Consider the following 26,457-nt stretch of genomic DNA (forward strand, 5'->3'; position numbering starts at 1 on the left):
TCAGGCTTCCTTGAGGGGTGACTTGCCGGAGTACTCCCGGCTGATGGCGTCCGCCGTACGGCGCACCAGCGGGAGCAGCGTGAGGAGTTCCTCGGCGGTGACGACGACATTCGGCGCTGAGACCGACATGGCGGCGACGACCCGGCCGTCCGCACCGCGGATGGGGGCCCCGATGCAGTTGATGGACTCCTCGTGGCCACCGAGATCGGTGGCCCATCCCTGCTCGCGCACCGTCGCCAGCTCCTTGAGGAACGCGGCGGCGTTGGGCGTCGAACGGGACGTGTACGTGGGGTAGTCGAGCTTCTCCGCGATCGCACGGCGCTCGGCCTCGGGAAAGTCGGAGATCAGCAGCTTGGCCACGGCGGCGACCGTGATCGCCACCGGCTTCCCGATGCGCGAGTACATCCGCACCGGGTAGCGGCTCTCGACCTTGTCGATGTAGAGGACTTCCTGCTCCTCGTAGACCGCGAGGTGGACCGTGTGGCCGCACTTCTCGTTCAGTGCGAGGAGATGGGGGTGCGCGATCTCGCGTACGTCGAGGTTCTCGACGGCCTCCTGGGCGAGCGCGAAGAGGCGGGCGCCCAGGCGGTAGCGCTGGTCGGACTGGCGGTAGACCAGGCCGTGTTCGTGCAGCGTGCGAAGGAGCCGCAGCGCGGTGGACTTGTGCACTTCGAGGCGCTCGGCGACCTGGCCGAGATCGGCCGGGCCTTCGGCGAGCAGCGGCAGGATGGACAGGGCGCGGTCGACGGTCTGGCTCATGTACGTGCCTCCTCCTTGGCCTCAGTGTTCGCGGGGACGCCGTCCGTCCAGCCCGGGCCGAGACGAAGTGTCCCCCAGGCCTCGGCGTCCAGTGCGGCAAGACGATCGGTGTGCGCCCTCGCGGGAGGGGTGGCGAGGTCGCCGGGGACGGTGAGCGCGGCGGCCGCCATCAGGTGCCCGTGGCGCAGCCGCCGCTCGGCGGGGAGTCCGCGCAGGGTGGCGGAGAGGAACCCGGCGGCGAAGGCGTCACCGGCGCCGACGGGGGCGACGACGTCGACCTTGAGCGCCGGCTGGAAGACGGAGGGCTCGCCCGCGGCGAGTCCCTCCGTGAAGACGGTGGCGCCGCTGCTGCCCTGCTTGACGACCAGGGTGGCGGGCTCGGGGAGCGCGGCGCGGATGGCGTTGGGGCCGCCGGTGATGCCCCAGGCGTCGGCGGCCTCGTCCTCGCCGACGAAGACGAGGTCGGCGCCGCGGGCGAGGTCGAGGAGGACGCGGGGGCCCTCGCCGTCACCCGTGCCGCTCCACAGGCCGGGGCGGTGGTTGACGTCGAAGGACACCAGCGGGCGGCCGGGGCGGGGTGCGGTCAGTTCGCGCAGGAGGGCGAGGCAGTCCGCGGAGAGGGCGGCGGTGATGCCGGAGAGGTGCAGGATCCGGCCGGAGGCGAGGGCGTCGTGGTCCACGCTGTCCGGGTCCGGGGACATCGCGGAGGCGGCGGAGCCCGCGCGGTAGTAGAGGACCTCGTGGGCGTCGGTGTCGCGGTCGTCGGCGGTGCGGAAGTAGATGCCGGTGGGGCGGTGCGGATCGCGGCGCACGGCTCGTGTGTCGACTCCGTAGCGGGCGATCGCCTCGACGAGGTGGTCCCCGAAGCCGTCGGCGCCGACGCGGCTGACCCAGCGGGTGCGGTGCCCGGCCGCGGCGAGCGCGCAGGCGACGTTCGACTCGGCGCCGCCGATTCCGCGATCGAAGGAGGGGACGTCGGCGAGGCGGCCCGCGCGGGAGGGCAGGAACGTGACCATGGACTCGCCGAGCGCGACGACGTCCACGCCGTTCGCGTCGCCCGGCACTCCGTCTGCGGTCACCTTCGACACGTCCGCTCCAACCCCTTGCTGTCCTGATCGCTGTCCTGGTCCGCCGCCCGGATCCGTTGACCCGGCGTTGGCTCGGATGTTAGACAGCAGTAAGCGACATACGCAATGACCGTTGCACATCATGCAACGCACCTTTTCGAGGAGGCGCCATGGCCGCCGACAACGCAGCCGACCGCTCCGCCGGACGTCTTGCCCGGGAGCTCGACCGGCTCGCAGAAGAGCGGGTCGACCACCGCTTCAAGGGCCTCCCGCCGGACGCGGAGGGGCTGACGGTCGGCGAGCTCGCGGCCCAGCGCAGGAACCTCTTCACGGACGGGTTCACCACCCCCGTCCTCGCCCTCTCCGCCGAGCGCCTCGAACACAACCTCGCGCTGATGGAGACGTACGCCGAGCGGCACGGCCTCGCCTTCGCCCCGCACGGCAAGACGTCCATGGCGCCGCAGCTCTTCGCGCGTCAGATCGAGCACGGGGCGTGGGGCATCACCCTCGCCGTGCCGCACCAGGTGCGGGTGGCGCGCGCCTACGGCATCGAGCGGATCTTCCTCGCCAACGAGCTGGTGGACGCGGCGGCGCTGCGCTGGATCGCCGGCGAGCTGGACGCCGATCCCTCCTTCCGCTTCATCTGCTACGTCGACTCCGTGCCCGGCGTCGCCCTGATGGACGCCGCTCTGCGCGCGGCGGGCGCGACGCGTCCCGTCGACGTCGTGGTCGAGCTCGGCGCGGGTGACGGGGCGCGCACCGGTGTGCGTACGGAGAGCGAGTGCGTCGAGATCGCCAACGCGGTCGCGGCGGCGGACACGCTGCGCCTGGTGGGCGTCGCCGGGTACGAGGGCGAGGTGCCGGACGCGACCCCCGAGCGGGTACGGGCCTGGCTGGGCCGGCTCACCTCGCTCGCCGTGGAGTTCGACAAGGCGAACCGGTTCGCGGACCTGGACGAGATCGTCGTCAGCGCGGGTGGCAGCGCGTGGTTCGACGCGGTGGCGGATGTCTTCGCGCAGATCCCCGAACTGTCCGTGCCGGTGCTGAAGTTGCTCCGCTCGGGTGCGTACGTCTCTCATGACGACGGCCACTACCGTCACTTGACGCCGTTCAACCGGGTCCCGGAGGAGGGTGCGCTGCACCCCGCGTTCCGCCTCTGGGCGCAGGTGGTGTCCCGGCCCACGCCGGAGCAGGCGTTCACAAACGCGGGGAAGCGGGACGCGGCGTACGACATCGACCTGCCCGAGGCGCAGGTCGTCCACCGGGGTGGGGTGGACCGGCCCGCGACGGGCGTCACGGTGACGGGCCTCTCCGATCAGCACGGGTGGGTCCGGACGACCTCCGACGCGGATCTTGCCGTGGGCGACTGGGTCGGGCTTGGGCTCTCGCACCCCTGCACGTCCTTCGACAAGTGGCAGCTGATTCCTCTGGTCGAGGCGGACGGCACGGTCACGGACTACGTCCGCACCTATTTCTGATCCTTTCTGGCCCCTGGGCCTCTGGGGGCCCGATCACCCCGCGGTATCGGCCGGCGAACAAGCAGAACCGCCGCTTCGCAACGGATGTCTCCCACCCACCCACCCGAGTACCCCGCAGTCCAGGGTGGGCGGGCGGGAAACCATCGCTCCCCCCAAGGGGCAGTCGCCAACGGCGGTCGGCCCCCACCAGGGCCACCCGCACCCGACGACGCGAGCCGCACGGGTGGTGCGGGTGGGAACGACACCCCGGCCGAAGGCCGGGGCACCACGCACGACCCGCACCCGAAGAGGGAGAGGCACCCCCATGGACCTGGTCATCCGGGACGCACGCGTCATCGACGGCACCGGAGGTGCCTCGTACCGAGCCGACATCGGCGTACACGAGGGCAGGATCGCCCAGATCCACCGGGAGGGGGAGGCGGGCCCCCGCCCCACGGGGACCCGCACGGTAGAGGCCCACGGCCTGGCCCTCGCGCCCGGTTTCATCGACATGCACGCCCACAGCGACCTCGCCCTCCTGAGAGACCCCGACCACAGCGCGAAGGCCGCCCAGGGCGTCACCCTGGAGGTCATCGGCCAGGACGGGCTGAGCTACGCCCCCGTGGACGACCGCACCCTCGCCCAGGTCCGCCAGGCCATCACCGGCTGGAACGGCGACGGAAGCGACATCGACTTCGACTGGCGCACGGTCGGCGAGTACCTGGACCGCCTGGACCGGCAGGGCACGGCCGTGAACGCGGCCTACCTCATCCCGCAGGGCACCGTCCGGATGTACGCGGTCGGCTGGGACGACCGCCCGGCGACCCCCGCCGAGGTCGACCGCATGAAGCAGCTCGTCGCGGAAGGGATGGAGCAGGGCGCCGTCGGCATGTCGTCGGGCCTCACCTACACCCCCGGCATGTACGCCGACGACTCCGAACTCACCGAGCTCTGCAAGGTGGTGGCTCAGCACAACGGCTACTACTGCCCCCACCACCGCAGTTACGGCGCCGGCGCCCTCCAGGCGTACGAGGAGATGGTCAACCTCACGCGCACCGCGAACTGTCCCCTCCACCTCGCCCACGCCACCATGAACTTCGGCGTGAACAAGGGCAAGGCGCCCGACCTGCTCGCACTCCTCGACGACGCGCTCGCGACCGGCGCGGACATCACCCTCGACACGTACCCCTACACCCCCGGCTGCACGACCCTGGTCGCCATGCTGCCGAGCTGGGCCAGCGAGGGCGGGCCCGACGCGATCCTCGCCCGGCTCCAGGACGACGAGGTGGCGGAGAAGATCCGGCATCACATGGAGGTCATCGGCGCCGACGGCTGTCACGGCGTACCGATCGAGTGGGACAAGATCGAGATCTCGGGTGTGAGCGACCCCGGCCTCGCGTCCTGCGTGGGCAAGACCGTCGCCCAGTCCGCCGAGCAGCGCGGCGAGGAGCCCTGGATCACCGCACGCCGCCTGCTCATCAACGACAGGCTGGGGTCGACGATCCTCCAGCACGTGGGGCACGAGGAGAACGTCCAGGCGATCATGCAGCACCCCGTGCACACCGGCGGCAGCGACGGCATCCTGCAGGGCTTCAAGCCGCACCCGCGCGCGTACGGCACGTTCCCGCAGTACCTCGGCCGGTATGTGCGCGACCTCGGCGTCCTCACCCTCGAAGAATGCGTCGCCCACCTCACCGGGCGCCCGGCGGCCCGCCTGCGCCTGCCCGACCGGGGCATCGTCCGCGAGGGCTACCGCGCCGACCTGGTGCTCTTCGACCCGGAGACGGTCGCGGCGGGTTCGACCTTCGACGCTCCCCGCACCCTTCCCACGGGCATCCCGCACGTCCTGATCGACGGCAAGTTCGTGATGGAGGACGGACGGCGCACGGACGTCCTCGCGGGACGGTCCGTACGCCGGACTCCTTGAACCGCTACCTCCGGGACGCGTCCGGCCTTGGCAGCTTGCAGCCCTGGCGGGGCCGTCACCTTGCCGTGCCGGTCGTCTCCGCCTGCCGGGAACTGCACGGGCTCCGCCGCAAACCGCTACTAGGCGGCGTGCCCTTCGAACCAGAGCGAACCGAGGTCGTGACCAGGGGTGAGGTGCACATCCGAGTCGAGGGCCGCCGCAAGCAGCCTGAGCAGCGCCAGCGTCGGGGCGGTTCCGCCCTCCTCGATGCACTCGATGTCGTCCTGCTCCATGCCAGTGCGCTCGGCGAGCTGCGCCGAGCTCCACCCGAGCTCGGTCCGGCGGTCGTAGAGAGCCTTGCCGAAGGCCAGCGCCTCACGGATGGCGATCCGCTCCGGATCTTGCGTCTCGACGCCCGACGGAGTCCAGCGACTGTGCTGCCCGACCATCACGCCTTCCTCTCATACGTCGCGGTCACCGGTCCATGATGCTCGCTTTCGCAGACTTTCTGGGCACGCACGGCCCGCTCGATCTGGCCTTGTTCGTGCTGCCTCGTCTTGCGGAACGCCGTCAGGAGCACGACCGTCCTGGTCGGAGTGATCCAATACGTCACACGAGGTGCCACATCCCGCAATCGAAGGCGCAGCTCCCAGACCGGCCCTTCGAGGTGATCAGCCCAGGGTCCACCCAATGCGGGCCCGAGCTCCGCCAGTAGTCCGACCGTCTCATCCACCCGCTTGAAGTCATGGTCACTGAGACTGTCCAGCCACGCTCGCACCTCCGGCTCGATCTCGAAGCCGTACAGGTCACTCATGCGATGAACAACTCGGAGACGCGGGATACGTCACGCGCGGCAGCACCAGCTCGATCCACACCGTCTTGCCGATCCCGTACGGCCGGGGGCACGACCCCCACGCGTCGGCCAGCAGCTCCACCAGGGCAAGGCCCCGCCCCGCCGGAACCCGCCCGTGCCGCACGGCGTTGGTCATCAACTCGCTGAGCAGCAGTACGGCGGTGTCCGCCACGTCGTCCGGGACCTTCCAGGCCCGCGCCTGCTCGGAGAGGAGCGAGCGGGCCCGGCCGACACTGCGCGGAGTGGGTCTCACCCCGCCCCCTCCCAAGTGCCCCGCTCACCAGGGGAGATGCCCAGCCCCGTCAGTGACGGGGCTGGGGGCCACAGACGCCGGGAGGGGCGGGCCCGCTACCTCCGGGCGGCCGGGCGCGGCAGCTTGCAGCCCTTGCGGCCGAGGTCGATCTTGCTGTCGTGGCCGACGCAAGGCACGATCCCGTACGTCTCCTGGGCGTAGTTGATGTCCTTGCGGACCGTCACGTTGCCGTGCCGGTCGACCTCACACGGGTTGTCGAGGGTGCAGCGCTCGCCGTCCTCGTTCCCCGTGTTGTTGACGGCGGTGACCTTGCCCGTCTTGTGGTCGATCACCGGGGAGCCGGACGTGCCGCCGATGGTCTGGCACTCGGGGGTGTAGCGGACCGAGTCCTTCCAGGTCCACTCGCCCTCCTTGAGGCGGTAGACGAACCCGTCGATCTTGCAGGTGTACGTCTGCTTCCAGTACCCGGAGACGACCGTGATGTCCCGCTTCTTGACCGGGTGGTCGTCCTCGATCTCCAGTGCCTTGATGCCGTACTTCTTCTGGATGTCGGCGTAGCTGGTGGTGAGTTGGTAGATCGAGATGTCGGTGTCGGTCATCGTCGCGTACGAGACCTTGCTCGCCTTGAGGGTCGCCTTCTCCGCTCCCTTCGCGTCGAGGAGCTTGAAGGTGCGGGTGGACGGCTGGTCGACGATGACTTCGCCCGCCGCCGGGAATCCGCTCTCCAGGCAGTGGCCGTTGGAGAGGACGAGCGCGGGGTCGTCCGCCTTCGACTGGGGCATGCGGACGACGGAGCCGGAACAGTTGCTGAGCGCGACGGTCCCCGCGAAGTCGACGCTCTTCTTCGCGGACTCCCCCGCAGCCCGAGCCGAGGGTGTGCTGTCCGGAGCCGCGGCCGACGGCGCGGAGCCGAACCCTACGAGGGTGAGGGCGAGCAAGCCGCCCGCGAGAGCCTTCTTCATGTGTGGAGCCCCCCTTGTAGCTGTGCCCTGTGTGGTTGTCATGGGCATTCTTCGGGGGCCCACGGATGGGGGACAAGGGGTGAGAACTCTTGCGTTTCGGCGGGCCCGGCAGGTCGCCTGACCCGTCGAAAGGGGCACGGTGTGCGAAAGGATGCCGCTCATGGTTGATCCCCAGCACACCGGCAACACCGGCAACCCCAGCAACCCCGACCCCTCCGGCAGCACCAGCAACACCGCGCCCTCCGGCAAGGCGGCTCCGTCCCGGCGGCTGATCCCGATGACCGGCCGTGACCCCAACGAACACAGCCGGGTCTCCACACCGCTGGAGCTCCTGTTCGACCTGACGTTCGTGGTCGCCGTCGGCACCGCCTCGTCCCAGTTCGCCGAGATGGTCGCCGAAGGACACGCCGGGCAGGCGGTCACCGCGTTCGTGCTTGCGATGTTCGCGATCAGTGTCGCCTGGATCAGCTTCAGCTGGTTCGCCTCCGCCTTCGGCACCGACGACTGGCTCTACCGCGCCCTGACGATGCTGCAGATGATCGGCGTCGTCGTGTTCTCGCTCGGGCTGCCCGCGATGTTCCACTCCGTCGAGGAGGGCGGACACCTCGAACTGCGGGTCATGGTGCTCGGATACGTCGTGATGCGCATCGCCATGCTGTTCCAGTGGTGGCGCGCCGCCCACGACTCCCCCGCCTTCCACGATGTCGGCCTGGCCAACATCCGCTGGACCGCGATCGTTCAGGTCGGCTGGGTCGTGGTCGCCTTCGTCCATCTGCCGCTGGCCGCCGCGTTCGCCGCCTTCGTCGTCCTCGGGGCGCTGGAACTGGCACTGCCGCTGCTCGCCCAGGGCTCCGCGGGCGGCACGCCCTGGCACCCCCACCACGTCGCCGAGCGCTACGGCCTCTTCGCCATCATCGTGCTCGGCGAAGGCGTCGTCGGCACCGTCGCCTCATCCGGCGGCCTCCTCGGGGGCGCGGACGGCACGCACTGGAGCGGCAACGCGGTCGCCGTGGTCATCGCCGGCGTCGGGCTGACCTTCGGCATGTGGTGGGTCTACTTCGCCACCCCCTTCGGTGACGTCCTCGTCCACCGCCGCAGCCGCGGATACCTCTTCGGCTACGGCCACATCCCTCTGTTCATCGCCATCGCCGGAGCCGGAGCCGGACTGCACGTGGCCGGACTGCGGCTTGAGCACCACTCCGAGCTCAGCGATGTCGCCGTGGTCCTGTCACTGGCCCTCCCGGTCGGCCTCTACCTGCTGATGGTCTATCTGCTGCACACCCTGCTGCTGTCCACGGCAGACCGATTCCACCTGCTCCTGATCTCCCTCACGCTCGTCGTCCTCCTCGCGGCCGTCCTGCTGGCCGCCGCCGACGTCTCGATCGCGGTCTGTCTGCTCGTCGTCATGCTCGCCCCCTTCGTCACCGTGCTCGGCTACGAGACGGTCGGCCACCGCCACCAGAAGCAGATGCTGGAGAGGCTCGGCACGGAGTCTCTCTAGGGGTATCGGGCCAGGGGTATCGGGCGGCAGACGTACCGCGCTCACCAGGCGTACCGGGTGCATCGGCCGGAGTCGCGCCCGCACGGCCAGGCGGGACCGGGCCGAAGCCCGGTCCCGCCTGCCGCGCCGTTCACCGCCCTTACGGCTTGGGCAGCTCGCAGCCCTCGCGGCTCAGGTCGATCTTGTTGCCGGGTGCCACGCACGGCACGATGCCGTACGTCTGCTGGGCGTAGTTGATGCCCTTGCGGACCGTCACCTTGCCGTTCTCGTCGACCTCGCACGGGTTGTTGTCCGTGCACTCCTCGCCGCTCTCGTTGCCGGTGTTGTTGACGGCGACGACCTTGCCGGTCGCGTCATCGATCACCGGAGAGCCCGAAGTGCCGCCGATCGTCTGGCAGTCGGGGGTGTAGCGGACCGAGTCCTTCCAGGTCCAGTTCCCCTCCTTGAGGCGGTACGCGAAGCCGTCGACGCTGCACTTGTACATCTTCTTCCAGTAGCCGGACGCGACGGTGATCGCCTTGCCCTGCTCCGGGTGCGCCGCGTTCAGCTCCAGCGCCTTGATGCCGAACTTGCTCTCGATCTCGCTGTAGGTGCTGGTGAGTTCGTAGAGCGAGACATCGGTGTCCGTCATCGTCCCGTAAGCGATCTTGCTCGCCTTGACCGTGCCGGCGTCGCCGCCGCCGGAGTCGAGGAGAGTGAAGCTGCGCGACGACGGCTTGTCGACGACGACCTCGCCGGGCGCCGGGAATCCGGCCTCCAGGCAGTGGCCGTTGGACATCACGAGCGCCGGGTCGTCCGGCTTCGAGTCCGCCACGCGGACGACGGAGCCGGAACAGTTGCTCAGTGCCACGGTTCCCGCGAAGTCAACCGCCTTCGCCTTTGCGGGCCGTTCGTCACTGACGGCCGTCGCGGGCATCGCCGTGGCTCCGAGGAGCAGGGCGGAGAAGCATGCGACGACGAGAGGCTTGTTCATGTGGGGGGTCCCCTCTGTTGACTATGTGACCGAAGTTGCTTCGGTTTTGTCATGCGCATTGTTGAGGTAGTCGGCCGCGAGGACAAGACCGCATACGGACACGACTGACCGCTGACAGGACAGTCCGGAGTTCCACGCCGGGCTCCGCCACGCCGCACCGGAGGCCGCCACCCCCCTACGTGGCGGAAAACACGAGGCGGGTCTCGTTACGCGGCCGTAAGCTCGCGGGCATGCAGGTCATCCAGTCGACGAAGCTCGCCAACGTCTGTTACGAGATCCGGGGTCCGGTGCTCGAGGAGGCGATGCGGCTGGAAGCGGCGGGCCACCGCATCCTCAAGCTGAATACGGGCAACCCCGCGGCCTTCGGATTCGAGTGCCCGCCGGAGATCCTGGAGGACATCCTCCGCAACGTCGGCGACGCGCACGGCTACGGAGACGCGAAGGGCCTGCTCGCCGCCCGCCGCGCGGTGGTCATGCACAACCAGACCCTGGGCATCGAGACCGACGTCGAGCACGTCTTCATCGGCAACGGCGTCTCCGAGCTCATCGTCATGGCGATGCAGGGACTGCTCGACGACGGTGACGAGGTCCTCGTACCGGCGCCGGACTATCCGCTGTGGACGGCCGCGGTCTCGCTCTCCGGCGGCACGGCCGTGCACTACCGCTGCGACGAGCAGGCGGACTGGATGCCGGACCTCGCCGACATCGAGCGCAAGGTGACCGACCGCACCAAGGCGCTCGTGATCATCAACCCGAACAATCCGACGGGCGCCGTGTACAGCGAGGACATGCTCCGCGGCCTGACCGACATCGCACGCCGCCACAATCTCCTCGTCTGCTCGGACGAGATCTACGACAAGATCCTCTACGACGACGCGGTCCACACCCCCACCGCCGCCGTCGCCCCCGACCTCCTCACCCTCACCTTCAACGGCATGTCGAAGGCGTACCGGGTGGCCGGATACCGCGTCGGCTGGGTGTCCATCTCGGGGCCGAAGGCGCACGCCTCCTCGTACATCGAGGGCCTGACGATCCTCGCCAACATGCGCCTGTGCGCGAACATGCCGGGCCAGCACGGCGTGGTCGCCGCGCTCAGCGGGCGGCAGACCATCAACGACCTCGTGCTGCCGGGCGGCCGGCTCATGGAGCAGCGCGACACGGCGTACGACCTGCTGACGCAGATCCCCGGCGTGAGCTGCGTGAAGCCCAAGGGGTCGCTCTATCTCTTCCCGCGCCTCGACCCGAAGGTCTTCAAGATCAAGGACGACCGGCAGATGGTCCTCGACCTGCTCCGGGCCGAGAAGATCATGGTCGTCCACGGCACCGGCTTCAACTGGCCCGAACCGGATCACTTCCGGGTCGTCACGCTGCCCACGACGACGGACCTGACCGAGGCGGTGACCCGCATCGGCAACTTCCTCGACGGCTACAGCCAGCCGTGACGGGCCGTGACGGTGCTTTTCGACCGCGCTCAACTTTAGACGAGATCTAAGCTAGGATGGATCCAACACCGCTTGGAGGCCACCGCATGTATGAGCCGATCCGCACCAAGTCGGTCCACTCGCTGGCCGACGACGCGACGACCTACCCCCACCGCTCCCGCGAGGAGGAGCTGGACATCCAGCTCGCCGCGCACCTGGCGGCGCTCCTCGCCGTCACGGACGAGCTGCGCGCCCTGGCGCCCGCCGCCGACCTGGACGACGCCGCCGAGCAGCTGTCGTCCGAGGTGGCCCGGTTGCGGGGAGGGCTCCCGCCCGCCCGCTCGGCCGTGGTGACCGCGATCCACGAACCGCACCTCACCGCCCTGCACCAGCGCGCCCACGCCCTCGCGGGCCGCGCCCTGGTGGTGGCCGCGTCCCGTGCCGACACCGCGGCGGCGATCCTCGCCGCCCGTCGCATGGACGCGCACGCAGGCGCCGCCCACCTCGTCGGCGCCCACTGACGGCCTCGGTCCGCGGCCGGAAAGGCCGCGGACCGGGCGCCACCGACGGTGACGACGGCTGGGGGTACCCGCCGCCTAGTCGGTGATCTTCACGGTGGCCTGGGCGGACGATCCGCTGTGCAGGTCGTCACCCTCGTAGCTCACCGCGTACACGGTCCTGCCCTTCTTGCTCGGCAGGTCCCTGATCCGGAACGTGCCGTCAGCGGCCACCGACGCCGAGGTCAGCTCACCCGTCGTGCCGAGCCTGTCGGTCCGCGTCACCTTGAGGGCGATCCCGGACGGCAGCGCGCGTCCCTGCCCCGTCAGCTTCCCGGTGATGTCGACGCCGCCCGCGCGGGTCGCCTCCGCCGGCGCCGTCAGTTCGAGCGCCGTCGCCGCCTTCGCGACGTCGACCGTGAGCGTGACGTCCTCTGCGGGCCGGTGCGTGACATCGCCGAGGAACCGCAGCGTGTACGTGGTCTCGCCGAGCCGGTCCGGCACGTCCAGGACGGTGAAGCTGCCGTCGGCCGCGACCTTGGCCGCCGCCACCTCCGTCGTGCCGTCGGCGTCCTTGCGGACCGCCTCGACCTTCACGGGCTCCGCGGGCGCGGGACCGTCAAGCTCCAGCTTGCCGCGGATGCCGAGGGGTTCACCGACCACGGGCTTCGATGGCGTGGTGGTCAGGGTGCCCGTGAAGCGCGAGTCGTACTGGGCGGCCGGGGGCTTGATGACGTGCAGCCAGTGGCCGTAGCCGCCGTCCGAGGTGACCGCGAAGAGCCGTGAGCCGTCCTTGGCCCAGCCAAGGCCCTGCGGCACGACCCGCGAGCCGTCGAGCTCCCCCTCGAAGGCGAACTCCATCGGCGTGGTGCCGTCCGCCGGGTCGGCGGGCTGGATCAGCAGATCGGACGCGCTGCCCGAGGCGACCGCACCGCGCGCCACGTACTTGCCGTCGCCGCTGAACGCCACGGCCGAGGCCTTCGCGCCCTCCGCCAGCGGCTGGTAGCCGGACGGGGCGTCCGCCAGGTCGGAGGCGTCGAGCAGCCGGGTGCCGTATGCCGCGTCGGCGACGGCGATCCGCTTGCCGTCGGCGCTCTGGGCGATGTCCTTCAGGTCGAGCGCGCCCTTGCCCTCGGCGTCCGCGAAGCGCCGCTGCGGGCCGCGCACCAGGTTGGCGCCGCTCGCGTCGAAGGTGGTCACGAACGCGTTGGCCTCGGTGCCCGCGCCCGCCTGCCCCACCACGAGGCGGTCCGGGGCGCCGGGCCCGGACTCCAGCTTCAGCCGCCCCCGGCTTTCCCAGCCCGCGTTGAACGAGGAGCTGCCGCTGACCCCGTACAGCAGGGCTTGGTTGTCGGGCCTGTCGCAGTACTGGCTGCCGCTGTACGGCGTCTCCGTGAACCACGTCTTGCCGCCCGCGACAGCCACCTCCCGGCCGCAGGTGACGTCGTAGGGCGTGCTCGCGGCACCGGTCCTGGTCTGGGTCGCCGTGTCGAACGCGAGGATGCGGTTGGACTGCGACACCTGCAGTGTCGCGCCGTCCGCGCTGAGTGCCATGCCGGACGCCGGCTCGTCGGTGGCGAGCGAACCGACGCGCTGCCCCTGGAAGTTGTAGACCAGGACGGCGCTCGGACCATTGCCGCTCTTGTTGCCGTCGGTGACGTAGACGCGCTCGTGCGCGTCGTCGACCACCATCGCCCCGAACGAGTAGATCGGCAGCTTCGCCACCTCGTCCGACGGAGTGGCGGCGTACGCGGCGGGTGTGGTGACCGCGACGAGGCCCGCCGAGCCGAGTGCCACCGCGAGCGCGGCGCCCGTCACTCGTCTGAACCGCTGAGATTTCTTCAACTGTGCCCCCCACAGGCTCATTTGACGGCCCGTGACGATCAACAGGCCCCCGTGTGGGGTCATTGAAACATGTGAGAGGAGTGTGAAGGCAAGGTGTTTGAGATGCGAGCGTGTCACACGGCCGGGCCCCCGCACGCCGTTGTGCGGGGGCCCGGCCGAAAACGGAACGGCTGAGGTCAGCCGAGACGCTGCACCAGCGCGCGGTACTCGTCCCACAGCTCCTTGGGCGTGTGGTCGCCGAAGGTGTTCAGGTGCTCGGGGACCAGCGAGGCCTCGTCACGCCAGACCTCCTTGTCGACCGTGAGCAGGAACTCCAGGTCATCCTTGGCCAGGTCGAGGCCCTCGGTGTCCAGGGAGTCGACCGTCGGCAGGATGCCGATGGGGGTCTCGACGCCCTCGGCCTTTCCGTCGAGGCGGTCGACGATCCACTTCAGGACGCGGCTGTTCTCGCCGAAGCCGGGCCACACGAACTTGCCGTCGGCGTTCTTCCGGAACCAGTTCACGTAGTAGATCTTCGGGAGCTTGGACTGGTCGGGCTTGTCCGCGCCGACCTTGACCCAGTGGGCCATGTAGTCGCCCATGTTGTAGCCGCAGAACGGCAGCATCGCGAACGGGTCGCGGCGCAGCTCGCCGACCTTGCCCTCGGCCGCGGCGGTCTTCTCGCTCGCCACGTTCGCGCCGAGGAAGACACCGTGCTGCCAGTTGAAGGACTCCGTCACCAGCGGCACCGCGCTGGCGCGACGGCCGCCGAAGAGGATCGCCGAGATCGGCACGCCCTTGGGGTCCTCCCACTCGGGCGCGATGATCGGGCACTGCGAGGCGGGCGTGGTGAAGCGGGCGTTCGGGTGCGCCGCGGGAACGCCGGACTCCGGGGTCCAGTCGTTGCCCTTCCAGTCGGTGAGGTGGGCGGGAGTCTCCTCCGTCATGCCCTCCCACCAGACGTCGTTGTCGTCGGTGAGCGCGACGTTCGTGAAGACCGAGTTGCCCCACAGGGTCTTCATGGCGTTGGCATTGGTGTGTTCGCCGGTGCCGGGCGCGACGCCGAAGAAACCGGCCTCGGGGTTGATCGCGTAGAGCCGGCCGTCCTCGCCGAAGCGCATCCAGGCGATGTCGTCACCGATGGTCTCGACCGTCCAGCCGCGGACCGTCGGCTCCAGCATGGCGAGGTTGGTCTTGCCGCAGGCGCTCGGGAACGCGGCCGCGACGTACTTGCTCTCGCCCTGCGGGGGCGTGAGCTTGAGGATGAGCATGTGCTCGGCCAGCCAGCCCTCGTCGCGCGCCATGACGGAGGCGATGCGCAGGGCGTAGCACTTCTTGCCGAGCAGGGCGTTGCCGCCGTAGCCCGAGCCGTACGACCAGATCTCGCGGTCCTCGGGAAAGTGCGAGATGTACTTCGTGGAGTTGCAGGGCCACGGCACGTCGGCCTCGCCCTCGGCCAGCGGTGCGCCGAGCGTGTGGACGGCCTTCACGAAGAAGCCGTCCTCGCCGAGCTCGTCCAGGACCGCCTGGCCCATGCGGGTCATGGTGCGCATGGAGACGGCGACGTACGCGGAGTCGGTGATCTCCACACCGATGGCGGACAGCGGTGAGCCCACCGGGCCCATGCAGAAGGGCACGACGTACATCGTGCGACCGCGCATCGAGCCGCGGAAGACGCCCTTCTCGCCCTGGAAGATCTCCCGCATCTCGGCGGGGTCCTTCCAGTGGTTGGTCGGGCCCGCGTCCTCTTCCTTCTCGGAGCAGATGAAGGTGCGGTCCTCGACGCGCGCGACGTCGGTCGGGTCGGAGGCCGCGTAGTACGAGTTCGGGCGCTTGATCGGGTCGAGCTTCTTGAACGTGCCCTTGGCGACGAGCTCCTCGCACAGGCGCTCGTACTCGGCTTCGGATCCGTCACACCAGACCACGCTGTCCGGCTGGGTCAGTTCGACGATCTCGTTCACCCAGGTGACGAGGTCCTGGTGGTTGGTGGGGACGGTGCCCAGGGACTCAGAGAGAAGGGGAGCCGCGATGTCGCGCGCCACGATTGCTCCTATACGAGGGGTTTATAGGTTTGTTGCCCCGTGGGGGCTGCGACCCGGACGCTTCACGTGTTGTTCCCTCTGGCGCTCATCCGGTGCCGACCGCACTCATTTGATCATCCGACGGTTCCGCGCATATGTCCAGAGGGCCTCACAGGTGAGCGGCGTGAGTATCGCCACTCGCTCCGCCCGCCCTCCCCACGCGAATCCGTCACTTGTACGCTCGGGTATCACCGTGAGCATCGCCACTTGTACGCCACGGTTCCCCCATGACTGATGCCTAACTTACGGTTGCGTAGGTACGATGCCGTTATGACCGCTCCCGTCCCTGACGCGATCACGAACAACCAGGCCACCAGCCCCGATTCGCCCGCGAACGACGCCCTGCCGCTTCCCGACCTCGCGGAAGTGAAGCCGCTGATGCGTGGCTGGCTGCACGCGGGCATGTTCCCGGCGGTGCTCATCTCGGGCATCGTGCTCATGGCACTGACGGACTCCACCCGCGCGCGGATCGCCTGCGGGATCTACGTCCTGACGGCCTGCCTGCTCTTCGGAGTGAGCGCGATCTACCACCGGGGCACATGGAGTGCGCGCGCGGACGGCGTGCTGCGCAGACTCGACCACGCCAACATCTTCCTGATCATCGCGGGCACGTACACCCCGCTGACGATGCTGCTCCTGCCCGACTCCAAGGGGCAGTGGCTGCTCTGGGGCGTCTGGGGCGCGGCCGTGGCCGGCATCCTCTTCCGGGTCTTCTGGGTCGGCGCGCCACGCTGGCTCTACACCCCCTGCTACATCGCGATGGGCTGGGCCGCGGTCTTCTTCCTGCCCGACTTCATGCGCACCGGCGGCATCGCCGTCCTGGTCCTGGTGATCGTGGGCGGCCTGCTCTACAGCGCGGGCGGCGTGATCTACGGCATCAAGCGCCCCAACCCCTCCCCACGTTTCTTCGGCTTCCACGAGGTCTTCCACTCCCTGACGCTGGCCGCCTTCGCGGTGCACTACGTGGGCATCTCGCTGGTGGCCTACCAGCACGGATAGACCCCTGACGGGGCACGCCCCCCTCTCCCCCTCATGGCCGCGGCTTTCGAGCCGCGGCCATTCGCGTGCGCCGAGGGCAGCCCCTGGGGTTCACATCTTGACGGTTACTACCTTTTGAGAGTTACTCTCAATTCATGGTCACTGTCACAAGCTCGCCTGCCGTGATCCGGCAGGACCCACGCCGCTGGTGGGCGCTCGCCGCCCTGGTCGCGAGCATGCTCGTGCTCGGTTTCGACATGACGATCCTCAACGTCGCCCTGCCGACGATGGCCGGGCAGCTGGACGCGAGCACGGGCGAACAGCAGTGGATGGCCGACGGGTACATCGTCGTGTTCGCGGCCCTGATGCTTCCCGCCGGACTGCTCGGCGACCGGTTCGGACGCCGCAGGATGCTGATCACCGGCCTCGGCATCTTCCTGGCCGGCTCCCTGATCGGCACCCTCGTCGACTCCGTCGAGCTGGTCGTCGTGGCACGGGCCGTCATGGGCATGGGCGGTGCGCTCGTCATGCCCCTCGCCATGGCCGTGCTGCCCGCCCTCTTCGCCCCCGGCGAGCGGACCAAGGCCATCGGCATCGTCTCGGCGGCCTCCGCGCTCGGCGCACCGCTCGGGCCGATCGTGGGCGGCTGGCTCCTGGACCACTTCTGGTGGGGCTCGATCTTCCTGATCAACGTCCCCATGGTCGCGATCGGGATCACGGCCTGCGTCTTCCTGCTCCCGGAGACGACCGACCCGTCGCCCCCCAAGGTCGACGCCACCTCCACCGCGCTCACCGCGGCCGGGCTCGGCACGCTCATCTACGCGATCATCGAAGCCCCCGTACGGGGCTGGGGCGATCCGCTGATCCTCTGCATGCTCGGCGGCGCGGCCGTACTGGTCGCCGCGCTCGTCCTGCGGGAACGGCGGCAGACGCGCCCGATGCTCGACATGTCGCTGCTCCGCAACCGCGGCTTCCTGCTCAACACGATCGCGGCGACGCTCGTCATGTTCGTCCTGTCGGGCCTGATGTTCGTGCTCCCGCAGTATCTGCAGGCGGTGCTCGGGCATGACGCCTTCGGCACCGGTGTGCGGATGCTGCCGATGATGGGCGGTCTCCTCGTCGCGGCACGGGGCGCGGAGCCCGTCGTACGGAAGTTCGGCCCGCGGGCGGTGATCAGCGCCGGGCTCGTCGTGCTCGCCTTCGCGGCGATCCTCGGCAGCCGTACGACGGCCGAGTCCGGCTACGGCTTCACCGCGCTGTGGCTCACCGTCGCCGGGCTCGGCTTCGGATTCGCCGTCGTGCCCTCCATGGACTCGGCGCTCGGCGCGCTCCCCGTGGAGCGGGCGGGATCGGGCGCCGGGCTCCTGCTGACCGTGCGGCAGGTGGGCAGCGCCGTCGGGATCGCCCTGCTCGGCTCCCTGCTCTCCGGCGTGTACGTCGACCGCCTCGGCTCCGGCGGCGTCATCGGCACCCTTCCGGACGCGGCGGCGGACACCGCGGGCGAGTCGGTGGTGGCCGCCCACGCGGTCGCCGAACGGCTCGGGGTGCCCGGTCTCGTCGACTCCGCCAATGAGGCGTACGTCCACGGCATGGTGACGGTTCTTCTGGTGAGCGGCATCGCGGCGCTGGTCACGGCACTGCTCGTCGCGGCGCTGCTGCCGAAGGCCGCCCCGCCGCCGGGCGACGCCGACATGGCACCGCGGACGGAGGATGCCCGACAATGAGGGCCATGACGGCCGCACGCATCACTCCTTCCGCACCGCTGGGTCTCCGTGAGCGGAAGAAGCTCAAGACACGCATCGCGATCCGTGAGGCCACGTACCGGCTGATCGAGGAGCAGGGGTACGACGCGACGACGGTCGAGCAGATCGCCGAGGCCGCGGAGGTGTCGGCGTCGACCGTCTTCCGCTACTTCCCGACCAAGGAAGACATCGTCCTCACCGACGAGTACGACCCGCTCCTGGAGGACGAGCTGCGGGCACGCCCCGCGGGCGAACCGATCGTGGAGTCCCTGCGGTATGTGCTGCGCAGTGCGGTGGGCCTCGGTTTCAGGGAGTCGCCCGAGGAGGTGCGCCTGCGAACGCGCCTGATGGTCGAGGTCCCCGCCGTGCGGTCCCGGATGCTGGAGAGCATGTCGGTCACCGGCCGGATGCTGTGCCGCGTCATCGCGGACCGCACCGGCCGCGACCCGGGGGACCTGGAGGTCAGGGTCTTCGCGATGGGGCTGATCGGCGCGCTGACGGAGGCGATGGCGTACTGGGCGGAGCAGGGCCACGAGGACGACCTGGGCGAGCTGGTGAACCGCACCATGGACACGCTGGCCACGGGCTTCGGCACGGGGGTGTCCGGGGCGTGATGCCGGGCCCCTGACACCTCGCCGGAAATGCCGGGCCGCCCCTGCCCGCCCCGTGCCATCCTGACCGCATGAACGGTCCGGAGGTCCTCATCCGCTTCGCCCCCGAGCTGGGGCTCTTCGTCCCGCACGAGCGAAGGGGCGGCCCCACCAAGGCCGTTACGGACGGTGTCTCCACGCTCGGGCACGTCGTCGAATCGCTCGGGGTTCCGCTGACGGAGGTCGGCTCGCTCGTCGTGGACGGCGCCGAGGTCCCGGTCTCGCACGTCCCGGCGGCGGACGAGTCGGTGGAGGTCCGCACCGTCCCGCGCCCCCAGCCCGTCCCCGGGGCTCCCCTGCGCTTCCTCCTCGACGTCCATCTCGGCACGCTGGCCCGCCGGTTGCGGCTCCTGGGCGTCGACGCGGCATACGAGAGCACGGACATCGGCGACCCCGCACTCGCCCGGCGCTCGGCCGCCGAGCGCCGGGTGCTGCTCAGCCGGGACCGGGGTCTGCTGCGGCGACGGGAGCTGTGGGCGGGCGCGTACGTCTACAGCGACGCGCCGGACGAACAACTCCGGGATGTCCTGGGCCGGTTCGCCCCCGCCCTGCACCCCTGGACGCGCTGCACCGCCTGCAACGGCTCGCTGCGGGCCGCGACGAAGGAGGACGTGGCGTCCCGCCTCGAAGGGGGCACGCGCGGGACGTACGACGTGTTCGCGGAGTGCGGGGAGTGCGGGCGGGTGTACTGGCGGGGAGCGCACCATGACCGTCTTGAGGGGATCGTGGCGCGGGCGTTGGAGGAGTTTTCCCCCACCCCGCCCCAACCCGAAAACCGGCAGACGCCGGGGCCTTGAGCGCTGTCATCACCGGCTTCGCCGAGTGCGTCCTCAAACGCCGGGCGGGCTGAATGCTTTCAGCCCGCCCGGCGTTTGCGGACATCTTGTCGGGGGCCCAAGGGGGCGGAGCCCCATGGTTTCGGGAAAGGGGCGGGATCGGGGAGAGCCCCGCACGGGCCGCCCGATCCCTCAACCGGACAGCTTCGCCGCCAGCTCCCCCGCGTCCGTCGTGGGCGCGTCGCAGACGAACCGGCGGCAGACGTAGGCCGCGGGCTGCTCCCGGCCCGCGAGCAGCGGGAATTCGTCGCCGCCCGCGGGGCCGACCGCGACCACGGCCCCTGGTGCCGCCCCCAACAGCGCCGTACGGTGCAGGTCACCCCCCACCTCACCGATGACCGCGACCTCACGCGGACCGTCGAGCGCGGCCTCGGCCACCGCGAGGCCGTTCCCGATGAACCGGGGCGCCCGGGGCGCGAGCCCCTTCACCGCCCCCAGCGCCCGCTCCGCCGCGAGGCGATGCGGTTCGGCGCCGGTCTGCGCGGCGTACGAGAGCAGCGCGCCCGCGGCAGCCGTCCACCCGGACGGCACCGCGTTGTCCGTGGGGTCCTGCGGCCGGCGGATCAACTGCTCCGCGTCGGCCGCGGTGTCGTACAGGGACCCGGACTCCGGGTCCACGAACTGACCGAGCACGTGGTCAAGCAGGAACCCGGCGAACTCCAGCCAGACGCCCTCGCCCGTCACGGATGCCAGCGCGAGGAAGCCCTCGGCGACATCGGCGTAGTCCTCCAACACGCCTGCGTTGGCGCCGACTTGCCCGTCCTTGGACGTACGGGAGAGCCGCGCCTTGTCGTCCATGTGCAGCCGTACGAGCAGGTCGCCGGCGCCGACCGCCGCCGCCACCAGATCCGGCCGGTCGAAGTACGCGCCGACCTCCGCGAGCGCCGCGACGGCGAGCCCGTTCCAGGCGGCGACGACCTTGTCGTCACGGCCGGGCGCGGGCCGCTGCGAGCGCGCGGCGAGCAGCCGCTCCCGGATCGACGCGAGCCGGGCGGCATCGGCCACCACGCCCTGCTCGCCGGGGAGTTGCAGGACGGACGAGCCTTCCTCGAAGGTCCCGTCCTCCGTCACCCCGAAGTAGGCGGCGGCCAGCTCGGCGTCCGCGTCACCGAGCACCTCGCGCAACTGCTCCGGCGTCCATACGTAGTACGCGCCCTCGACGTGCTTGCCGGTGGCGGGGTCCTCGCTGTCCGCGTCGAGGGCGGAGGCGAAGCCGCCCTCGTTCGTGCGGAGTTCGCGGACCATGAAGTCGGCCGTCTCCAGGGCGACGCGCCGCGCGAGGTCCGAGCCCGTGGCCCGCCAGAGGTGGGCGTACACCCGGCAGAGGAGCGCATTGTCGTACAGCATCTTCTCGAAGTGGGGCACGACCCACTCCCGGTCCACGGAGTAGCGGGCGAAGCCGCCGCCCAGCTGGTCGTAGATCCCGCCGCGCGCCATCCGCTCACAGGTGTCGGCCGCCATCTGGAGGGCACCCTCGGAGCCGGTGCGGGCGTAGTGCCGCAGCAGGAACTCGACGACCATGGACGGCGGGAACTTGGGCGCGCCGCCGAAGCCGCCGCGCGAGGCGTCGTAGTCGCGTGTCAGGCCGAGGAGCGCCTGCGCGAGCTCGTCCTCGCCGGGCATCTCGTCGGCGCCGAAGGAGAGCTGCCGGTCGGCGAGGTCCCGCACGATCTTCCCGGCGACCTCGGCGACCTCGCCGCGCCGGTCCGTCCAGGCGCGCCGGACCCCGTCGGCCACCTGCTGGAAGGAGGGCATGCCGTGCCGCGGCTCGGGCGGGAAGTAGGTGCCGAAGTAGAAGGGCTCGGCGTCGGGCGTCAGGAAGACCGTCATGGGCCAGCCGCCCTGCCCGGTCGCGGCCTGCACGGCCTCCATGTAGACGGCGTCGATGTCGGGCCGCTCCTCGCGGTCGACCTTGATGTTGACGAAGTGCTCGTTCAGGAAGGCGGCCGTGTCCGCGTCCTCGAAGGACTCGTGCGCCATGACGTGGCACCAGTGGCAACTGCTGTACCCGACACTGAGCAGCACCGGCACACCCCGCTCCCGCGCCTCGTCAAAGGCCTCCGCCGACCAGGGCCACCAGTCGACGGGGTTGTCGGCGTGCTGAAGAAGATAGGGGGACGTCTCGTGGGCCAGTCGGTTCGGCATGCCTCCCATCCTCGCTCACATGGGCCGCCGATCCGGGGACTGGCCCACGTGATCCGCGGACTCCCTCGCGCCGGAGGCCCGTACGCAGGACACTTGTGACCGCAGGTGACTATTGCTCTCGGAGGGGGACCCATATGCGGGACAGCCATCGGGCCGAAGCCGAGCGGCTGTTGGTGCGGGCGGTGGAGGAAGAGGTGCGGCGCTCCGGTGGCCGTATCGACGGGAGCGTGCTGCTCTCGCGGGCCCGGGCCTCGCTGGACGCCATGGGGCAGACCGCCGCCGAGGAGTACGCCGCCTATACGCAGGCCGTCGAGGAGTCGGAGGCCGGACAGCTCTCCTTCGGGCAGCGCTATGCCAAGGAGGGCGCGGGAACTCCGCTGCTCGTGGCCGCCGTTGCGGCCGTGGGCGCGTGTCTCGCCGACCTCATGCTCGGGACCGGGGTCTCGACCGCCATGGGTGCGGGCGCGGCCGTCGCCGTCGTCGGCGCCGCCACCACCGTCGTGAAGGTCACCGCGGACCACGTGCCCGCGGCCAGCCGCCGCGCCGGTGCGATCAGCCAGCCGGGCGGCCCCGAGCAGCTGCGGCTGCAGTGGCTGACCGCCCTGGAGGTGCGGGGCATCCGGCCCTTCCTCGACCAGCAGCGGGTGCTGCAGGCCCCGGCCGGCAAGAAGAAGGCCTCACCGCAGCTGCGCGGTACGGACAAGAGCGCGGCGGCACGCAGGCGCACCGTACTGGAGCAGTCCTTCGCTCAACTCCCCGAGCCGGAAGGGCCGTTCTCGGGGCGCCGCGCCGAGCTCGCCCGGGTCGCCCAGTGGGTGCACGCGGCGCGGGCCAGCACCGAGACCCGGCCCACGGTCGTCGTGCTGCACGGCGCGCCCGGCTCCGGGCGTTCCTCGCTCGCCGTCCGTGCCGCGCACGATCTGCGGGACCAGTTCCGGGGCGCCTGCGTCGTCGACCTGCGGGGCGAGAGTTCGCAGCCGCTGACCACGCGGGACGCGCTCCTGCATCTGCTGAATCGATTGGGCGCCCCGCGCGAGCAGCTGCTCTTCCGTGAGCGTTCCTCGCAGGAACAGCAGGTCAAGCGGCTCAGCGAGCTCTACCACCAGTATCTGACCGGCCTCGCCGTCACCGTCGTACTCGACGACGCGAGCGACCCGGAGCAGGTGCGCACCCTCGTGCCCGAGCGCTCCGACAGCCTCGTCATCGTCACCACCCGCAAGCCCCTGGAACTCCCGGCGGACCTCCCCGCCTGGGTGCACCAGCTGCCGGTGGAGCCGCTGGACGCGGCGGGCTCGGAGCAGCTCCTGCGGGAGGCCGCGGAGGACACCTCCGGGCCGTACGACGCCGAATCCGCCGACGCCGTACGGGACTTGTGCGGCGGACTGCCGCTCGCCCTGCGCGTCGCCGGTTCCTCGATCGGCGCGCGCACGACACGTCAGCTCGCCGCCGACCTGGCCGCGTACGGCCCGGTGGAGCCGGTCGAGCGCGTCCTGTGGCTGCGGTACACCGACCAGTCCGAGCCCGCGCGCCGCCTGCTGCGCAGGCTCGCGCTCGCCGGGCGCGCCTCCCTGGGAGCGGCCGCCGCCGCGGCCCTGCTCGGCACCGACGAGAACGAGGCGGCCCGCCAGCTGACCGCGCTCTCCCGCGCCGGCCTCGTCGACCACGTGCGTGGCAGCCGCTACCGCCTGCACGATCTCGTACGGGCCTTCGCGCTGGCCCGCCTCATCGACGAGGAGGAGCCGGCGGAGCGCACCGCCGCGCAGGAGCGCCTGATCGTCAGCTACAGCGAGCTCGCCGGATCGGTGATCCGCCTGGTCGACGGCAAGATGTCGACGCGGGCGGGCCAGTTCGACCGGCACGGCTTCTCCTCGCTCGACGCGGCCCTGCGCTGGCTCGACGACGAGTCGAGCTTCATCACGGCGGCCCTGCGGCACGCGGAGGGCGTCGACCAGGAGGCGGTGCTCAATCTCCTGGGCGCGCTGTGCGACTACTGCCTGCTGCGCGGCGACCTCTACCGCCTGGGCGAGATCAGCGAGCTGACGCAAGCCGTCGACCAGGGGCTTCTCACCCGGAGCGTGCGGTGGCGCACCGGCATCGCGTCCCGGCAGCTCGGCGAGCTCGACCAGGCGCGGACGACCCTGACGTCGGTCGTGGACCTGTACATGGAGGCCCACCAGGACGCGGGCGCCGCCCTCGCCCTGTGCTCCCTGGGAATCACCCTGCACCACCAGGGCAACCTGACGGAGGCGTCGGCGCGCCTGCACGAGGCCCTCGAACTGCAGTCCCCCGACGAGCTCGCCGGTGACCGCGCCTGGACAATGCACGCCCTGGCGGCAGTGGAGCGTGACCGCGCCAACCTCAACGAGGCGCTGCGGCTCCTGGAGGCCTCACTGGCCCTGCACCGCGAGAACGACTCCCTGCACGGCGAGGCCTGGGCGCACTTCCAGCTCGGCCAGCTCTGCCTGCGCATGGGCGACGTGCCGCGCGCGGAGGAGCAACTGCGCGGCGCCCTCGACCTGTACGGGCGCACGCGTGACGGCCGCGGCGAGGCCTGGGCCCTGACGCAGCTGGCGCGGGCCCGCATGGTGGACGGTGACGCGACGGCCGCGGTCGACGGGCTGCGCCAGGCGGTCTCCCGGCACCGCGACAACGAGGACGCGCGCGGCGAGGCGTGGAGCGCCTACTACCTGGGCCAGGCCCTGGAGGAGGCGGGCAGCCTCGACCAGGCGGTGCGCGAGCTGGAGCGCTCCCGCACGATGTTCTCGCGGATGCGCGACGTGTACGGCCTGGCCTGCGCCAGGCACCACTCGGCCCGGGTGACCCGCGACCAGCGCGCCGCCCAGACGGGCTCGCTGCGCAACTCCGGCTTCGCCCGCCAGCTCCTGGTGGACGCCCGCGCCGACTTCCAGCGCATCGGCGTCGCGCACGGCGAGGCCTGGACGTGCCTGGAGCTGGCGGTCGTGGACGCGGGGAACACCCGTGCCCAGCAGGCGCTCGCCCTCTGCGACGAGGCCGCCGCGCTGTTCGCCTCGTACGGAGACCGCCGGGGCGAGGACTGGGCCCGCTTCCTGCGCTGCACCCTGCTGCCGTTCGGCTCGCCCGGCGGCTGGGAGATCGGCACCGCCGTCGCCCAGGAGGAGCTCAGCCAGCTCGCCCGCGCCGGTCACCAGACGCGCGACGGCAAGCTGGACGACTACATGGAGGCGTACGGCCTGCTCCTGGAGCGCGGCGCCGAACTGGAGGCCGGCTGGCAGGCCTGGCGCCTGGGCATGGTGCCGAACCGCCACTCCCGAGAGGTGATGGGAGTGACGGTGACGACAGCGGGCTAGCCCTTGCGGGGCTCGGCCTCGGAGGTCTTCCCGTCACCGGTGGAGACCTCCGCGGGCTCCTTGAAGTCGACCTTCCGCATGTGCTTGCTCATCGACTTCATCAGCCCCCACACGGCGAGAGCCATCACCGCGAAGACGATGAAGCCGAGAACACCCGGGGTCACCTTGTCATCGTCGACCTCTTTGGCGAGAGGGACGAGATGCGTCATTGCCAGATGTGCGTTCACGCTAGGCATTGTCGCGGATGCCCGCAAAGAGGTCGTCCTCGGGGAGGGATGTATCGACGAGCGACTTCGCGAGCTCGTACTCCTCCGTGGGCCAGACCTCCTTCTGGAGCTCCATCGGGACGCGGAACCAGCCGCCCTCGGGGTCGATCTGCGTGGCGTGCGCGATCAGCGCCCGGTCGCGGACCTCGTAGAAGTCGGCGCAGGGAACGTGCGTGGTCAGCGTGCGCTCGACCCGCTCGAACTCGTCCCAGCGCTTCAGCCAATCCCCGTACGGCGACTCCAGGCCCTTGTCGAGCATCGCCTGGTGCAGCGCCTCGGTGCGCGGCCGGTTGAAGCCCTGGTTGTAGTAGAGCTTCTGCGGCTGGTAGACGGGGCCGAACTCGCTCTCGGGGTACTTCTCGGCGTCCGCCGCACCGTCGAAGGCCACCATCGTGATCTTGTGGGTCATGATGTGGTCGGGGTGCGGATAGCCGCCGTTCTCGTCGTACGTCGTGATGACCTGCGGACGGAAGGAGCGGATCTGCCGGACCAGCTCACCGGCCGCCTTGTCGACGTCCTCCAGGGCGAAGCAGCCCTCGGGCAGCGGCGGCAGCGGGTCGCCCTCGGGCAGACCCGAGTCGACGAAACCGAGCCAGTCCTGCTTGACGCCGAGGATCTCGCGCGCTTCGTCCATCTCCTTGCGGCGCACCTCGTGGATGTTCTCCTGGATGTACTTGTCACCCTGGAGCTTGGGGTTGAGGATGTCGCCGCGCTCCCCGCCCGTGCAGGTCACGACATGCACGTCCACCCCCTCGGACACGTACTTGGCCATGGTGGCCGCGCCCTTCGACGACTCGTCGTCGGGGTGGGCGTGGACGGCCATCAGTCGCAGCTGCTCAGTCAAGACTCGTTCCTCAGTCATCCGGCGCCCTGGTCAATTCGGCGCGATGGGCGGCTTCTATAGTGACGGAACCGGGGGGCGGAAAATTCCGGCATCCCCTTTTCCTGGAGGACGAT

22 protein-coding genes are annotated in these 26,457 nt (G+C 70.5%); 10 read left to right on the plus strand and 12 right to left on the minus strand.

Features of this window, described 5'->3' with window-relative positions:
• Positions 1–759, minus strand: coding sequence for an IclR family transcriptional regulator (locus OG302_RS16625; RefSeq protein WP_361832935.1), 759 nt, complete (start codon positions 757–759; stop codon positions 1–3).
• Positions 756–1,847 carry a sugar kinase gene (locus tag OG302_RS16630; protein ID WP_371527515.1) on the minus strand — a complete coding sequence of 364 codons (1,092 nt, stop codon included), beginning with the start codon at positions 1,845–1,847 and terminating at the stop codon, positions 756–758. Before OG302_RS16630 ends, OG302_RS16625 begins: the two co-directional genes overlap by 4 nt.
• A 149-nt stretch (positions 1,848–1,996) precedes the next feature.
• On the opposite strand from OG302_RS16630, the gene OG302_RS16635 reads away from it, so the two are divergent.
• Both OG302_RS16635 and OG302_RS16640 read left to right on the plus strand, forming a co-directional pair.
• Complete coding sequence (locus OG302_RS16635) at positions 1,997–3,304, plus strand: amino acid deaminase (protein ID WP_371527516.1); 1,308 nt, start codon at positions 1,997–1,999, stop codon at positions 3,302–3,304.
• A 304-nt stretch (positions 3,305–3,608) separates the two neighbouring features.
• Entirely contained in the window at positions 3,609–5,210 is a 1,602-nt protein-coding gene (locus tag OG302_RS16640; RefSeq protein WP_371527517.1) for an amidohydrolase family protein, read from the plus strand.
• 119 nt (positions 5,211–5,329) lie between these two features.
• On the opposite strand, the gene OG302_RS16645 is transcribed toward OG302_RS16640, so the two are convergent.
• The 4 genes from OG302_RS16645 to OG302_RS16660 form a co-directional block, all read right to left on the minus strand.
• Positions 5,330–5,638: a helix-turn-helix domain-containing protein gene (locus tag OG302_RS16645; RefSeq protein WP_371527518.1), complete on the minus strand. Its 309-nt coding sequence runs from the start codon at positions 5,636–5,638 to the stop codon at positions 5,330–5,332.
• Entirely contained in the window at positions 5,638–6,003 is a 366-nt protein-coding gene (locus tag OG302_RS16650; RefSeq protein WP_371527519.1) for a type II toxin-antitoxin system RelE/ParE family toxin, read from the minus strand. Before OG302_RS16650 ends, OG302_RS16645 begins: the two co-directional genes overlap by 1 nt.
• Positions 5,996–6,295: an ATP-binding protein gene (locus OG302_RS16655; protein WP_371527520.1), complete on the minus strand. Its 300-nt coding sequence runs from the start codon at positions 6,293–6,295 to the stop codon at positions 5,996–5,998. The genes OG302_RS16650 and OG302_RS16655 overlap by 8 nt, the downstream gene beginning before the upstream one ends.
• Before the next feature lie 95 nt (positions 6,296–6,390).
• A complete protein-coding gene (locus OG302_RS16660) occupies positions 6,391–7,257 on the minus strand; it encodes a serine protease (RefSeq protein WP_371527521.1) in 867 nt (288 codons plus the stop codon).
• A 160-nt stretch (positions 7,258–7,417) separates the two neighbouring features.
• On the opposite strand from OG302_RS16660, the gene OG302_RS16665 reads away from it, so the two are divergent.
• Entirely contained in the window at positions 7,418–8,758 is a 1,341-nt protein-coding gene (locus OG302_RS16665; protein ID WP_371527522.1) for a low temperature requirement protein A, read from the plus strand.
• A 139-nt stretch (positions 8,759–8,897) separates the two neighbouring features.
• On the opposite strand, the gene OG302_RS16670 is transcribed toward OG302_RS16665, so the two are convergent.
• The gene (locus OG302_RS16670; protein WP_371527523.1) at positions 8,898–9,731 is read right to left on the minus strand and encodes a serine protease; all 834 of its coding nucleotides are present in this window, start codon (positions 9,729–9,731) and stop codon (positions 8,898–8,900) included.
• Between the two features lie 230 nt (positions 9,732–9,961).
• On the opposite strand from OG302_RS16670, the gene OG302_RS16675 reads away from it, so the two are divergent.
• Both OG302_RS16675 and OG302_RS16680 read left to right on the plus strand, forming a co-directional pair.
• Entirely contained in the window at positions 9,962–11,173 is a 1,212-nt protein-coding gene (locus OG302_RS16675; protein WP_371527524.1) for a pyridoxal phosphate-dependent aminotransferase, read from the plus strand.
• Between the two features lie 86 nt (positions 11,174–11,259).
• Positions 11,260–11,673 (plus strand): hypothetical protein, encoded by a 414-nt coding sequence (locus OG302_RS16680; protein WP_371527525.1) that lies wholly within the window; start codon positions 11,260–11,262, stop codon positions 11,671–11,673.
• A gap of 75 nt (positions 11,674–11,748) precedes the next feature.
• Here the strand turns inward: OG302_RS16680 and OG302_RS16685 are convergent, their stop codons facing one another.
• Together OG302_RS16685 and OG302_RS16690 are read right to left on the minus strand one after the other, a co-directional pair.
• Positions 11,749–13,494 carry an Ig-like domain repeat protein gene (locus OG302_RS16685; RefSeq protein WP_371527526.1) on the minus strand — a complete coding sequence of 582 codons (1,746 nt, stop codon included), beginning with the start codon at positions 13,492–13,494 and terminating at the stop codon, positions 11,749–11,751.
• Between the two features lie 176 nt (positions 13,495–13,670).
• The gene (locus OG302_RS16690) at positions 13,671–15,515 is read right to left on the minus strand and encodes a phosphoenolpyruvate carboxykinase (GTP) (protein WP_371527527.1); all 1,845 of its coding nucleotides are present in this window, start codon (positions 15,513–15,515) and stop codon (positions 13,671–13,673) included.
• A gap of 309 nt (positions 15,516–15,824) precedes the next feature.
• Here OG302_RS16690 and OG302_RS16695 point away from each other — a divergent pair, with 309 nt between their 5' ends.
• The 4 genes from OG302_RS16695 to OG302_RS16710 all read left to right on the plus strand — a co-directional run bounded on the left by OG302_RS16695 (position 15,825) and on the right by OG302_RS16710 (position 19,721).
• Positions 15,825–16,553 carry a hemolysin III family protein gene (locus tag OG302_RS16695; RefSeq protein ID WP_371527528.1) on the plus strand — a complete coding sequence of 243 codons (729 nt, stop codon included), beginning with the start codon at positions 15,825–15,827 and terminating at the stop codon, positions 16,551–16,553.
• A gap of 134 nt (positions 16,554–16,687) precedes the next feature.
• The gene (locus OG302_RS16700; RefSeq protein WP_371527529.1) at positions 16,688–18,256 is read left to right on the plus strand and encodes an MFS transporter; all 1,569 of its coding nucleotides are present in this window, start codon (positions 16,688–16,690) and stop codon (positions 18,254–18,256) included.
• On the plus strand, positions 18,253–18,888 hold the full coding sequence (locus OG302_RS16705; protein WP_371527530.1) for a TetR/AcrR family transcriptional regulator: 636 nt from the start codon (positions 18,253–18,255) through the stop codon (positions 18,886–18,888). The genes OG302_RS16700 and OG302_RS16705 overlap by 4 nt, the downstream gene beginning before the upstream one ends.
• A gap of 68 nt (positions 18,889–18,956) precedes the next feature.
• Entirely contained in the window at positions 18,957–19,721 is a 765-nt protein-coding gene (locus tag OG302_RS16710; protein WP_371527531.1) for a Mut7-C RNAse domain-containing protein, read from the plus strand.
• Between the two features lie 171 nt (positions 19,722–19,892).
• On the opposite strand, the gene OG302_RS16715 is transcribed toward OG302_RS16710, so the two are convergent.
• Positions 19,893–21,905, minus strand: coding sequence for a thioredoxin domain-containing protein (locus OG302_RS16715; RefSeq protein WP_371527532.1), 2,013 nt, complete (start codon positions 21,903–21,905; stop codon positions 19,893–19,895).
• 134 nt (positions 21,906–22,039) lie between these two features.
• Between OG302_RS16715 and OG302_RS16720 the strand changes: the two genes are divergently transcribed.
• On the plus strand, positions 22,040–25,234 hold the full coding sequence (locus tag OG302_RS16720; RefSeq protein ID WP_371527533.1) for a tetratricopeptide repeat protein: 3,195 nt from the start codon (positions 22,040–22,042) through the stop codon (positions 25,232–25,234).
• Here the strand turns inward: OG302_RS16720 and OG302_RS16725 are convergent.
• Positions 25,231–25,470, minus strand: coding sequence for a hypothetical protein (locus tag OG302_RS16725; protein WP_371527534.1), 240 nt, complete (start codon positions 25,468–25,470; stop codon positions 25,231–25,233). The two genes, OG302_RS16720 and OG302_RS16725, sit on opposite strands and share 4 nt — an antisense overlap.
• Positions 25,463–26,344, minus strand: a complete 882-nt coding sequence (gene mca / locus OG302_RS16730; protein WP_371527535.1) for a mycothiol conjugate amidase Mca — start codon at positions 26,342–26,344, stop codon at positions 25,463–25,465. The genes OG302_RS16725 and mca overlap by 8 nt, the downstream gene beginning before the upstream one ends.
• Between the last annotated feature and the right edge of the window lie 113 nt (positions 26,345–26,457).

The organism is Streptomyces sp. NBC_01283 (assembly GCF_041435335.1).
Classification (GTDB): domain Bacteria; phylum Actinomycetota; class Actinomycetes; order Streptomycetales; family Streptomycetaceae; genus Streptomyces.

What these genes read in the sequence shown, in the direction of transcription:
- OG302_RS16625 (WP_361832935.1), bottom strand. Translation starts at nt 759, where the DNA reads ATGAGCCAGACCGTCGACCGCGCCCTGTCCATCCTGCCGCTGCTCGCC.
- OG302_RS16635 (WP_371527516.1), top strand. Translation starts at nt 1,997, where the DNA reads ATGGCCGCCGACAACGCAGCCGACCGCTCCGCCGGACGTCTTGCCCGG.
- OG302_RS16640 (WP_371527517.1), top strand. Translation starts at nt 3,609, where the DNA reads ATGGACCTGGTCATCCGGGACGCACGCGTCATCGACGGCACCGGAGGT.
- OG302_RS16645 (WP_371527518.1), bottom strand. Translation starts at nt 5,638, where the DNA reads ATGGTCGGGCAGCACAGTCGCTGGACTCCGTCGGGCGTCGAGACGCAA.
- OG302_RS16650 (WP_371527519.1), bottom strand. Translation starts at nt 6,003, where the DNA reads ATGAGTGACCTGTACGGCTTCGAGATCGAGCCGGAGGTGCGAGCGTGG.
- OG302_RS16660 (WP_371527521.1), bottom strand. Translation starts at nt 7,257, where the DNA reads ATGAAGAAGGCTCTCGCGGGCGGCTTGCTCGCCCTCACCCTCGTAGGG.
- OG302_RS16665 (WP_371527522.1), top strand. Translation starts at nt 7,418, where the DNA reads ATGGTTGATCCCCAGCACACCGGCAACACCGGCAACCCCAGCAACCCC.
- OG302_RS16670 (WP_371527523.1), bottom strand. Translation starts at nt 9,731, where the DNA reads ATGAACAAGCCTCTCGTCGTCGCATGCTTCTCCGCCCTGCTCCTCGGA.
- OG302_RS16675 (WP_371527524.1), top strand. Translation starts at nt 9,962, where the DNA reads ATGCAGGTCATCCAGTCGACGAAGCTCGCCAACGTCTGTTACGAGATC.
- OG302_RS16680 (WP_371527525.1), top strand. Translation starts at nt 11,260, where the DNA reads ATGTATGAGCCGATCCGCACCAAGTCGGTCCACTCGCTGGCCGACGAC.
- OG302_RS16695 (WP_371527528.1), top strand. Translation starts at nt 15,825, where the DNA reads ATGACCGCTCCCGTCCCTGACGCGATCACGAACAACCAGGCCACCAGC.
- OG302_RS16700 (WP_371527529.1), top strand. Translation starts at nt 16,688, where the DNA reads ATGGTCACTGTCACAAGCTCGCCTGCCGTGATCCGGCAGGACCCACGC.
- OG302_RS16705 (WP_371527530.1), top strand. Translation starts at nt 18,253, where the DNA reads ATGAGGGCCATGACGGCCGCACGCATCACTCCTTCCGCACCGCTGGGT.
- OG302_RS16710 (WP_371527531.1), top strand. Translation starts at nt 18,957, where the DNA reads ATGAACGGTCCGGAGGTCCTCATCCGCTTCGCCCCCGAGCTGGGGCTC.
- OG302_RS16715 (WP_371527532.1), bottom strand. Translation starts at nt 21,905, where the DNA reads ATGCCGAACCGACTGGCCCACGAGACGTCCCCCTATCTTCTTCAGCAC.
- OG302_RS16720 (WP_371527533.1), top strand. Translation starts at nt 22,040, where the DNA reads ATGCGGGACAGCCATCGGGCCGAAGCCGAGCGGCTGTTGGTGCGGGCG.
- OG302_RS16725 (WP_371527534.1), bottom strand. Translation starts at nt 25,470, where the DNA reads ATGCCTAGCGTGAACGCACATCTGGCAATGACGCATCTCGTCCCTCTC.